The sequence below is a fragment of the Agrobacterium sp. SUL3 genome (genome assembly GCF_001263295.1).
Classification (GTDB): domain Bacteria; phylum Pseudomonadota; class Alphaproteobacteria; order Rhizobiales; family Rhizobiaceae; genus Agrobacterium; species Agrobacterium tomkonis.
On record NZ_KQ414516.1, the window covers coordinates 78,801 to 89,556 of the forward strand.

Below are 10,756 nucleotides of genomic sequence, written 5' to 3' on the forward strand. Positions count from 1 at the left end.
ATGCCAGATAGCAATCCTGTGGTTTTCATCGGTGTTGACGTCGGGACCGGGAGCGCGCGAGCGGGTGTCTTCGACCCTCGCGGAAACATGCTCGGGTCCGCGAAGCAGGACATCGAGATTTATCGCGAGCCCGGCGACATTGTCGAGCAGTCCAGCGCCGATATCTGGCAGGCCGTATGCGGAAGCGTTCGCAAAGCAGTCGAGAATGCCGGGATTGATCGCAGCGCGGTTGCGGGCATAAGCTTCGACGCGACGTGTTCTCTCGTCGTCCTCGGCCAGGACGGCCAGCCGATCTCAGTGAGCCCGTCAGGCAATGTCCAGCGCAACATCATCGTCTGGATGGATCACCGCGCGGTCGATCAGGCGAACCGGATAAATCAGACAGGAGCAGATGTGCTCCGCTACGTGGGTGGGACGATCTCGCCCGAAATGCAAACCCCCAAGCTTCTCTGGCTTGCAGAGAATATGCCGGATACCTTCGCCAACGCATGGCAATTTATGGACCTTACCGACTTCCTGACCTGGAAATCGAGCGGAAGTATCGCAAGGTCGGTCTGCACGGTCACCTGCAAATGGACTTATCTGGCGCATGAGCGTCGTTGGGACCCGTCCTACTTCGAAGGCATTGGGCTCGGATCCTTGGCTGGGGAAGGATTCGTCCGGATTGGCACCGAGATCGTCGATGCTGGAACTCCGCTCGGAAATGGCCTGACGGCGGAGGCTGCGTCGGAACTGGGTTTGCCTGAAGGTATCGCGGTTGGCGCAGGCCTTATCGACGCCCACGCGGGCGGCATCGGGACGGTCGGCGCGACCGGTTCGGGTAATATCCAGACTCGCATGGCATACGTCTTCGGCACGTCGGCTTGCACGATGTCCACGACATCCGAGCCCGCATTCGTCGATGGTGTGTGGGGTCCTTACTATTCCGCGATGGCGCCCGGTCTGTGGCTCAATGAAGGAGGACAGTCAGCCGCCGGCGCTGCAATCGACCACCTTGTCCGCCACCATCCGGCCGCCTGCGAGGCTGCTGCACGGGCGTCGGAATGCAAGATGAACCTGACCCAATGGCTGGCCGTCGAAGCGGCCGAATTGGGCGGTGCCTCCCGTCTACCGCATTTCGTCGGATCGTTGCATGTCGTACCGGAGTTCCTGGGCAATCGAGCTCCGTTTGCGGATCCAAACGCTCGCGCAGTGATCGCGGGACTAGGCATGGCGTCCGACCTCGACAGCCTCGTCGGCCTGTATCTGGCGGGCGTCTGCGGACTTGGCTACGGACTTCGGCAGATACTGGACGCCCAGGTCGCGAGAGGCATCTCGATCGACACCGTCGTCGTAAGTGGTGGCGCTGGACAAGATCCGACAGTCCGGCAAGTCCTTGCAGACGCCACCGGGACGGTCATCACCTCCTCGACGTCCCCCGAACCAGTTCTGTTGGGGACGGCGATTCTGGCGGCGGTCGCCGGCGGCCACTTTCCTTCGGTCTACGAGGCAATGCAAAGCATGTCGACTCTTGGCGAGGTGCATACTCCAAGCAAGGACGATGCCGAGTGGCATGGACGGCGATACGCGGCCTTCAAACTGCTGCAGCAAGCCGCTCGGGCGGCGAGATGACACCGCGGCCGGCGGAACGCTAAAGACAGTATGGCTGACGCGCGCTTCTGTGATGCCGCAAAGTCGAACGTCAGCGAATGGTCTGATGACACCGTACACTCGTTCCGACGTTGCACGACCGCCCAGAGAAAGCTTTGGCAGGAGGGAGGGCCGGAGCCGCGTCTCAACGCGGCCTCGGAATAGTGAAGGCCCCAGGAGAGGCTTAGCGAGAATTACTCAAGCAATCTTGGCCAACGAATACGAACGGCGGAACATTTCCCCTATGTGCTCGGCGGCTGTGCACGTTGCGAACTGGCGAGGATTGTCGGACGTGACGCAGGTCGGGATCGCGTCGATGACAGCATCGGGATTCGGAGAATAGAAGAAGGGGATCGAATACCGGTCCTTCTGGCTCATGTTGTTGTTCACGCGATGCATGTTGGAATTATAGATGCCGTTGGTCCAGCGGGCCATCAGGTCGCCGAGGTTGATGATAAACGTGCCCTCTATCGGAGGAGCCGTGATCCACTCGTGATCGGCATTGCGAACCTCAAGGCCACCCACGTCATCCTGCGCCAGAATCGTGATGCCGCCCCAGTCGGTGTGAGCACCGGCGCCAATCTGGTTGAACGTGGCGCCTGAAGGTTGTGGCGGATATTTGATCATGCGCAGCGTCGCTGAAGGGGCGTCATAGAAAGATTTGAACCAGTTTTCGTCGAGATCGAGCGACAACGCCATCAAAGCCAGAATACGGTCTCCAAGGTCCGAGACAGCCTCGCGGTAGGCGAGGTTTTGCGCACGGAAGCCCGGCAGATCAGGCCATTGATTATGCCCAAACGCACGAATGCGCCGCTGGAACCACGGATCCGTCTCAGACAACTCGGCGCCGGAGTAGAAACTTTCTTTTAGGTCGGGCGGACCCTTGGTGTTCTTGTCGTCCTGGCTATCGAGGACCTGTCCCCCTACCGGTTCATACCCGGCTGTCGCGGGAGAGTTTTTCATATGGAGGGCCATCTTCTGCTCAAGGGGAAGGTCGAAGAGTGCCTTCGCCGCGGAAAATTGGCCCGCGATAAGCTCTGCAGCAACGCCGTGCTGAGACACATAGAAGAAGCCGGTTTCCCGGCACGCGCGATGGATCTCGCCCGCAGCTTTCTTCTTGCCCGCGCGGGTGAGATCACTGATGTCAATTACGGGAATAGAAGTCGCGGCTTGCGGAGGTGAATAAAGAAGCATTGTCAGGCTCCCTCTTTGTTTAAGTTGAGCTGCGAAGAACGCCGCGCTGCTCGAAACAGCGGCGAATTTGCACCATTGCCTCGTGGAATTGTGGATGAAGATGAGCGTCTGCCCAGACCCGCGGCCTTGGCAGGTCGATCTTGACCTCAAGATCGATCCGGCCCGGCCGTGGCGAAAGTACAATCACCCGGTCCGCCAGGAAAATTGCCTCGTCAATGCCGTGAGTGATGAAGACAACCGTGTTGCCAAGCCGCATCCAAAGCGCCTGGAGATCGGAAATCATCTGCTCCCGAGTCAAAGCATCCAGCGCGCCGAATGGTTCATCCATCAGTAGAAGACCAGGATTCTGAATGATGGCCCGGCATATCGCGGCGCGCTGCCGCATTCCGCCGGAAAGCTCGAACGGTTGCTTCGAGCCGAACCCTCCCAGTCCTACCTGGTCGAGAAGTTTTTCTGCTATGGGAATGTGCGCTTTGCGGTCGAGTTTTTTGATCTCGATGGGGAGAAGAACGTTGTCGAGAACCGTCCGCCAGGGAAGGAGATAATCCGTCTGGAAAACGACGCCGGCATGCCGATGAGGCCCGGTCAGGATCTGCCCGTCGACCTTCAATGCGCCGGTCGACGGACTTTCAAGACCGGCAAGCATGGAGAGCAACGTACTTTTACCGCACCCGCTCGGCCCGACGACTGCAACGAATTCGCCTGGTTCGATCCGCAGGTCCACTTCACCGAGCGCCAGGATCTCCTCGCCGCCCGTGGATTCAAAGCTTTTTGAAAGGCCCTCCATTTCCACCAGGAGGCCGTTGGCTGAACGGCGTGACTGCAGAACCGCAGATCTCGGGATTTTCACGTCTGCATTCATCGGCTCGAAACTCGCTTCGCGACCAGCGTCCGCTCGGCAAGCAGAAGCATAGTGTAAAGGCCGACACCCAACAAAGCGATGGAAACCACGGCCGCAAAATTAAGTGTTGTGTCGAAGTTGGCATTGGCCTGGAGCTGGATGTAGCCGAGGCCGCGTTCGGCTGCGACGTACTCGCCGAGCACAGCGCCGATCACTGCCAGGGTCAGCGCAACTTTCAAGCTGCCGAAGATATTCGGAAGCGCTGCCGGCAGGCGGATCTTCAGGAAGATTTGCAGTTCGGAGGCCCCCATCGCACGGGCCAGGTACGCATAGCCGCGATCAAGGCATTGCAGCCCTACCACCGTCGCGACCACAATCGCGAAGAATGAGATGAAAAAAGACAAAAAAAGCTTCGGTCCCCATCCATAGCCGAAGTACAAAACGATTAGCGGGGCCAGCGCGACCTTGGGGACGGTCTGGAACGCGATCAGAATAGGATAGAGCGCTACTTCGACGATACGCGAGTAGAATACCGCCAAAGCGATAGCTATCCCTGCGAATACCGCGAGGGTAAACCCGCCTAACACTTCAGCAGCGGTCGTCCCGGCGTGGGTGAGCAGGAGACGATGATCAGCAAGCATGCGCGCAAGAATAGCTGATGGCCGCGGTAGAATGAAATCGCTGATGCCGGTATAGCGGCTCACCAGCTCCCACGAGAGAAGGAGAACCGTGGCAAGGGCCGGTGCTGCTAGACGCTCCAGAACTTGTGTCCGCCTCGCCCGCCTCACCCTCGCTGCCTGTGCCTTTTCGGTTTTTACCAGCGGGCTCATCGAGTGACTTAAGGACTGTGAACTGCCAACCAGGGACATAGTGACCTCCGCCAGGTTTCTTCGCTTCATTGGGCTGCCAGAAGTTTATTGGTGTAATAGGTGTCGAGCGGCTTTACCTCGGGAATCTCCCCAACGCTCTTAAGAAGCTCAACCGCGTGCTGAAGCAGTTCCGGGTCGACCCAGCCGTAGGGTTTCCCGGCTATTTGAGGAATTGCATGGCCGGTTTCGACAACCTGCTTTTCGACGACATCCTTGGAGGGCGGAGCGGCCCAGTTCTTGGTAAGCTCATCGGCCGCGACCGCCGGCTTTTCCTTCATAATGCTGATACCTTGGCTCACAACACTCAGGAATTTCGCAAGCTTCCCTGCCTCATTGCCGATTTTGGCATCGCTTGTGACGATCGAAAGGCCGGGAAGGACTAATCCGTTGTCTGCCAGGCTCAGTGTTACGAGCGGCTGTTTCGCCTGCTGTTCCAGAAGCGGTCCGTCAACATTCAGATAGGTGCCGATGACATCAACATTACGAGACAGAAACTGGCTGTTACGGGCCTCAATTCCTACCGAGACCTTCTTGATCTTCTCGCAGTCCACGTTGTTGACTTTGCAGAACGCCGGGAGATAGGTGGCGATGGTATCGCCAGGGGCGACGATGAAACTCTTCCCTTCAAGATCAGACGGTTTGCGGACTGCCTTGTCCGGAAAGGACATGATCCCCAAGGGAGTTTTCGGATGGTACAGGGCGATGATCTTGATCGGCATTCCCTTGGAGATGGCGGTCAGCGCGAATGCAGCTGGCAACACTACGACATCCTCGTTTCCCTGAAGAAGGCCGGCTAGCGCCGCGGGCGCACCAGCACCTTCACCCAAGGAGACTTCGAGTCCCTGTTTGTGAAAGAGACCTTCCTCCTTGGCGACATAGAAGGCGGCATATTCACCCTTGAGTTTCCAAGAGTATCTTACGTTGATGGTCTCGGTTGAATGCGCTGTCGCCGAGGCCGTCAGCAAGAACGTTGCCGCGGCGAAGATTTTGGACATTTTCATTTTGATCCCCTTTTTTTGTTTTCGACGGTCTACGCGGCCGAGAGCTGGGCTTTCAACTTTCCCGGATTGAGAAGTCCCAGAGGATCGGCAATCTGCTTGAATTCGGCCTGCGGTGCGTCTGTGCGCTTCCAGCCGGCACCATCGAGCTGGAAAGTATGAGGGTTCGAAATTTGGATCCCGAGAGCCTCGATTTCGTGCATGAGCGCGCCAAGGCGATCAGGGGTGCTGAAACGGACCAAGGGCAAACCAGACACGAAGACGCGACCATTACGCCGCTGAAATTCGAGGTGGAGCATCATTTCGCCCGCGAAATTGCGCTGCAACTCGGCGATAAGTCGTTCTTCCTCGCCTGCGGGAAAACGAAGCTGAAGGTAGGTCAATGCTTGATCAGTTCGCACGGCGCGCCATGTGGTGTGGTTCCAGGTGAACTCGTACAAAGGCGGGAGGCCAGCGTGTCCTTCGAATGCTGCGCGCTCTGCTTCAACTGCTGATCTTTCGAAGACCAGTTCCCCGCCAAAATCGGAAGCCATCATTGCAGTCATCGGCATTTGGGGCTCGCTGACCATGAGGATAGCCATAGCGGTTCCGGCGGGAATATGGCTTGCGAGCTTGCCAAGGTAGGGGGCGATAGCCGGCTCGTGGATCGATACAAGTTTCTTGGCTATACCCTCTGCGGCTGTAAACTGATGGGCAAACTGTACGGCTTTAGCGAAGTCCGGAAATGTCACAATTCCTTCGGCCCAAGGCTGTCTTGGTGCGAGCGGCATTTCAACTTCAGTGATGATGCCGTTTATGCCATACGCGTGGAGTACCTTCAGGGCATCCCGATCACGCAGTTGTATGGTTCGCGGTGTCTCCTCGACCGTCAGCAGCTCCACCGCAATCACTGCGCCAGGATCCGCCAGCTGACCCCAGGTGCAAGATCCGATACCGCCGGCGCCACCGGCTATGTAGCCGCCAATCGTCGCAAAGCGCCTGGTCGATGGGAAAAATCTCATTTCCCATCCCATTGGCTTGAGAGCCTTATCAATATCAAGCAGCCGGCACCCCGCTTCGAAGCGCCCGACGCCCGGTGATGAGGAAATAATTTTGTTGAAGCCGGTCATGTCGAGAACGACACCGCCGTGCAATGGCACCGCCTGCCCGTAATTGCCGGTTCCACCGCCCCTAAGGGTCAAGGGAATACGCCACCTGGCACATGCACTCGCAACCTTTTCCAGCTGTTCCCGGGTTTGGGGAACCACGACAAGATCGGCGACCTTATCGCTCAACTCAGACTTCAAAATGGGTGAAAACCAGTAGAAGTCGCGGCTTTTTGCGGGGATCAAATCAGACGATATTTGCGGGATATCCGCCAGATCAGCTCTCAGCTGCGCCAGTGCCCGGTCGCTCATGCGATCAACCTCGCCTGCGAGAGTGTCGCGGCCGAGGAACCCGGGAGTGTGCGAACGAGACGGTCAAGATCAAATTCCTTCATGTCGCGCAGGAGCTCGACTAGGCCATCAACCTGATGCTCGGCGATGGCCTTGCCGACTGCGGCCGTACCGGCGGCGGCATTGCCGACGGCCCCATCCGGGTTTAGGTCATGGATCAACCAGGCCATATTGTGCTGTGCAGTCGCACGAAGGTGGGTGAAAGACTCTTCAAGGGAGGCTGACGCAGACACAAAGTTCTTCAAATTCGACATGCGCACAAGGTCCGGCCGAAAATGGAGCATGAGCGAGGTCTCGGCTTTGCCCGCGTGCACGCCATACCGGCGTTCGGTGTCATCGATGGCACCGTCCGGAAAGCCGAAACGGTTCCATTGCGTTGTCACGACAAGCATGGTCAGCTTCACGCGCAGCTCCCGGGCAACGATGTCCATAACGGGGTTGTTGCCGCCGTGGGAGTTGACGATCAGCATCTTGCGCAATCCGGCTCTGTGAACGCATTCACCCAGGCTTAACCAGGACGCAATGAGCGCTTCGGTAGGAAGGGTAAGAGTTCCTGGAGCCAGGTGATGCTCATTGGACTTGCCTACGGCCTGAAGAGGCAGCACCGATACCGAAATGTCGCCAGGGATTCGCTCCCTGAGGCATTCCAGCATTCCGCGACCGATGGCGCTATCCGTGGCGACGCTCAGGTGTGGACCATGCTGTTCGGTCGCAGCGACGGGTAGGATGGCAATGGAATCCTGCGCGGCTAGCTCGTCAAACTCGAGCGTCGTGCGCTCTTCCCAGTAAAATCGTTTTGCAACACTCATTATCTGCCCTCATTTTGCGCAACGCTAACAAAACGGGCAGCATCTCCAAAGCGCCGAATTCATCTCGGTGTTGTGCTTTTTTGTTCTCGGTGAGCCGGCTGTAAGGCCGCAACGAGATCAGTAACCCGATGACGGAGATATTCTACAAAGCCGCTGGTAACGGGATCGATCGATCCCCGTGTTCGTGCGACAAGTTTTAGAGTTTGCCCCGGCGTTTCAGCCAAGGGGAGGTAGCATAGCAAGCCCTCGGCTCGCTCCATCCCAACGTCGAGCGGGTTCATGAATGCGACAGCATTGCTCAGGCGGATCATCATTTTGATCATTTCGATGGAGTTCGTCTCCAATATCGGAGTCGGTACGACGGCCAGCCGCGATAAAGCGATGTCGATATGCGTACGGAGGCTCATGTTCGGTTCTGGGAGCACAATCGGAAACCTGGCGGCATCGCCTATTCGCACGATGGACTTGTCTGCCAACTCGTGGTCTGGTCGCACGACAAGACCGATCGGAATATCGAACTGGAAGACTGTTCTAAGTCCTGGATTCGGTTGCAGATTGAAGCCCAGACCGAGATCTACTTCACCCGACAAAACAGAGTTTGGAATGCCATCGGCAAAGAGGGCGCGAATGCGGAACTGCACCCCACGATGCCTCTCCATGTAATCGTTAGCGATTTTTGCCATTGGGCCTCCGCCCAATCCAATAGTCGTCGCCAACTTGATGTGGCCGCGCTGCAAGCCCTTGAGGCTGTCTAGCCTCTGCTGGAATTTATCGTAGTTGCGGAGCGTGTCACGAACGTGTTCAATCAGAGCTTCGCCCGTTGCAGTAAGCCGAAGTCTTCTCGGCATTCGCTCAAAAATTGGCTGGCCAAGTTCTTCTTCCAGGGCAATGATCTGCCGATTGATCGCGGTTGAGGCGACATTCAGTTTCATCGCCGCCTTCCTGATCGAGCCCGATCGCACCACTTCATCGAGGTACATAAGCATCCGGGCGTGAAGCATCAAAACACCTTCGATGCTGTTACTTCCACCTCAACCAGAAACTCCGCTCTGGTGAAACCACCTACCACGATGAGCGTCGATACAGGCTTAGGCTCCATGGTATAACGGTCTCGCACTGCCATATAGTCCTGGAAGTCTTCTCGCCTGGTCACGAAGCCAGCTATGCGGATTACGTCCGCGAAGCTCATGTTGGCTTCTTCCAGAATAGCCGCGATGGCCTTAAAACAAAGTTCTGCCTGATCCGTTACACTGGGAGGAATTGCCTCATCTCTGGTTATTCCCAACTGGCCGGAGGTCACCAGCAAGCTGCTGTTTGGCGGTATGATCAGCCCATGGTTATAAGCCCCAAAAGGTCGGCGGAGGGAAACGGGGTTCAGAGCTTTCTTTTGATCATATGTCATGGCATTTTCCAAAAGTTGAATATCAATCGGCCTTGGCGACCGACAGCGCGTATTCACTGAGAAATATCTCTTCTCAGCTCACGCCCTGATGTGCGGCGAACCGGTCAGCGAAAATGAGGCCGAAAGGCCTCACTGCGGAAACTGATAGTTACGCAATGCGGAGTCTTTTTCCATAAAGGATTTCAACTAACGGCGTTTTCGCGGAGACGTGATCCAGTGAGCCTCCCCTTGTTACTGCCAAGCCGGGTGTCCCTTTGCTCTTAACGGGGTCATCCTCAATTTGTGTGGAAATCGGCCATCTTATTCGGGATCAGTCGACGCCGGTGACGAGATCGAATTGCGGGCGGCTCTTCTCCGCGCTCCTCGCAGAGAGCACGCCGCCGCTGAAGGCGCCGCCCGAGATCATCAGAGAGGTGACCTCCGCCGGGTCGCCGGCATCCAGTCGAGGGTATTTCGTGGAGCTTCATCAGAACGGACGTCGAGATAGGTGCGGATCTCGCCGTAGCCAGCGAATCGTAGCTGTTCCAGCCTCCTTCGCACCAAGGGCTCTGCCCAGCGTCTGCGTGCATCCGGACAAGATGAAAGCGATCGGAACCAGAGCGATAAGCGCTCGCGTCAGGCGCATCTTCAGAGGCACGGCCGTTTCGATGCATCGTTACCTGACCGGCGCCCTTGGGGTGGGCAGGACGCGCAGGCGGCACGGGGCCGCCTGCGGGGGTATACGTCCCGCGGCCTCGTTCTGGGGGAGGGAACTCGACCGAAGAGGTTGCCATACAGATGATGGGGTATCGCCTCGACCCGGACCATCTGGCCAATGTTTGCTGAGCGACAATTGATCTTTATTTTATTGAGTAATCTCCGTTTTTTCCTCGTCCAACGGGAAACGTGGCCCAAAACCTCAAAGAATTTCGGTCCTATCGGCTGAACTTCAGGTCTGGCTTGTCGCCGTCCCAACCCTGAAGCCCTCCGGAAATCTCGCGAAACCGAAGGCACCTGGTACCCATCTTGCCAGCGAGGCACATTGCGTCGCCCTGAACCGCCCAGGTGATAGAGAGCGCAAATGGCATAGGACCACGGATGCTTCCGGTCCCATCCTTCTTGAAAACGATTTTGAACGTCTTCCCGTTCGGTGCGAGGGCCGACCACGGTTGGCCATCGGCTAGTATGGCGGCGGCCCTTTGCGGCGACACGTAAGCCTGCGCGGAAAACGAAGAGCTTGAGGCAAGGATTACAGCGCTTAGCGTCGCGAGCCACAGATTTATCTTCATTTCGATCTCCTACGTTCACTTGGTTGCCTTAGATTCGGCAGAAGCTGGCATTCACGGTTGCTGTGGAGAGGCTACCGCACCCTTGTCGCTAGTTGTCGGCAGACCGAGCTTGCATCAGCAGTTTCATTATGGGCGCGAGGTTCCGCCACGCTCCTTGCCGGACCCCGTTCGATCAAGAATACGAGTGCGACCTATCTAAATTTCGTCTCCTGCCATGGCGCTGCCAATTCTCCTGCCCGCATGCACTGCTCGCATTTCTCTGGTCTTGCAGCTTATACGCAACGCAGGCCGGTTCCCCCCCGTCATGAGA

The 10,756-nt window shown here is 57.3% G+C and carries 9 protein-coding genes; 1 reads left to right on the forward strand and 8 read right to left on the reverse strand.

Features of this window, described 5'->3' with window-relative positions:
- Positions 1-1,611 carry an FGGY-family carbohydrate kinase gene (locus tag AKG12_RS24230; RefSeq protein ID WP_052820756.1) on the forward strand — a complete coding sequence of 537 codons (1,611 nt, stop codon included), beginning with the start codon at positions 1-3 and terminating at the stop codon, positions 1,609-1,611.
- Positions 1,612-1,827: 216 nt separating this feature from the next.
- On the opposite strand, the gene AKG12_RS24235 is transcribed toward AKG12_RS24230, so the two are convergent.
- The 8 genes from AKG12_RS24235 to AKG12_RS24270 are packed head-to-tail and all read right to left on the reverse strand — an operon-like array spanning position 1,828 to position 9,178.
- On the reverse strand, positions 1,828-2,823 hold the full coding sequence (locus AKG12_RS24235) for an isopenicillin N synthase family dioxygenase (protein ID WP_052820757.1): 996 nt from the start codon (positions 2,821-2,823) through the stop codon (positions 1,828-1,830).
- Between the two features lie 19 nt (positions 2,824-2,842).
- On the reverse strand, positions 2,843-3,685 hold the full coding sequence (locus AKG12_RS24240) for an ABC transporter ATP-binding protein (RefSeq protein WP_082179025.1): 843 nt from the start codon (positions 3,683-3,685) through the stop codon (positions 2,843-2,845).
- Positions 3,682-4,533, reverse strand: coding sequence for an ABC transporter permease (locus AKG12_RS24245; RefSeq protein ID WP_285277804.1), 852 nt, complete (start codon positions 4,531-4,533; stop codon positions 3,682-3,684). Before AKG12_RS24245 ends, AKG12_RS24240 begins: the two co-directional genes overlap by 4 nt.
- A 26-nt stretch (positions 4,534-4,559) precedes the next feature.
- Positions 4,560-5,534, reverse strand: coding sequence for an ABC transporter substrate-binding protein (locus AKG12_RS24250; RefSeq protein ID WP_003501864.1), 975 nt, complete (start codon positions 5,532-5,534; stop codon positions 4,560-4,562).
- 29 nt (positions 5,535-5,563) lie between these two features.
- A complete protein-coding gene (locus AKG12_RS24255; protein ID WP_052820758.1) occupies positions 5,564-6,928 on the reverse strand; it encodes an FAD-binding oxidoreductase in 1,365 nt (454 codons plus the stop codon).
- Entirely contained in the window at positions 6,925-7,776 is an 852-nt protein-coding gene (locus tag AKG12_RS24260) for a creatininase family protein (protein ID WP_052820759.1), read from the reverse strand. Before AKG12_RS24260 ends, AKG12_RS24255 begins: the two co-directional genes overlap by 4 nt.
- A 59-nt stretch (positions 7,777-7,835) precedes the next feature.
- On the reverse strand, positions 7,836-8,777 hold the full coding sequence (locus AKG12_RS24265) for a LysR family transcriptional regulator (RefSeq protein ID WP_003501856.1): 942 nt from the start codon (positions 8,775-8,777) through the stop codon (positions 7,836-7,838).
- Positions 8,777-9,178 carry a RidA family protein gene (locus AKG12_RS24270; protein WP_052820760.1) on the reverse strand — a complete coding sequence of 134 codons (402 nt, stop codon included), beginning with the start codon at positions 9,176-9,178 and terminating at the stop codon, positions 8,777-8,779. The genes AKG12_RS24265 and AKG12_RS24270 overlap by 1 nt, the downstream gene beginning before the upstream one ends.
- Between the last annotated feature and the right edge of the window lie 1,578 nt (positions 9,179-10,756).

Bases quoted from the DNA above. Each gene is read 5' to 3' on its own strand.
- AKG12_RS24230 (WP_052820756.1), top strand. From the start codon at position 1: ATGCCAGATAGCAATCCTGTGGTTTTCATCGGTGTTGACGTCGGGACC.
- AKG12_RS24235 (WP_052820757.1), bottom strand. From the start codon at position 2,823: ATGCTTCTTTATTCACCTCCGCAAGCCGCGACTTCTATTCCCGTAATT.
- AKG12_RS24240 (WP_082179025.1), bottom strand. From the start codon at position 3,685: ATGAATGCAGACGTGAAAATCCCGAGATCTGCGGTTCTGCAGTCACGC.
- AKG12_RS24245 (WP_285277804.1), bottom strand. From the start codon at position 4,533: ATGTCCCTGGTTGGCAGTTCACAGTCCTTAAGTCACTCGATGAGCCCG.
- AKG12_RS24250 (WP_003501864.1), bottom strand. From the start codon at position 5,534: ATGAAAATGTCCAAAATCTTCGCCGCGGCAACGTTCTTGCTGACGGCC.
- AKG12_RS24255 (WP_052820758.1), bottom strand. From the start codon at position 6,928: ATGAGCGACCGGGCACTGGCGCAGCTGAGAGCTGATCTGGCGGATATC.
- AKG12_RS24260 (WP_052820759.1), bottom strand. From the start codon at position 7,776: ATGAGTGTTGCAAAACGATTTTACTGGGAAGAGCGCACGACGCTCGAG.
- AKG12_RS24265 (WP_003501856.1), bottom strand. From the start codon at position 8,777: ATGCTTCACGCCCGGATGCTTATGTACCTCGATGAAGTGGTGCGATCG.
- AKG12_RS24270 (WP_052820760.1), bottom strand. From the start codon at position 9,178: ATGACATATGATCAAAAGAAAGCTCTGAACCCCGTTTCCCTCCGCCGA.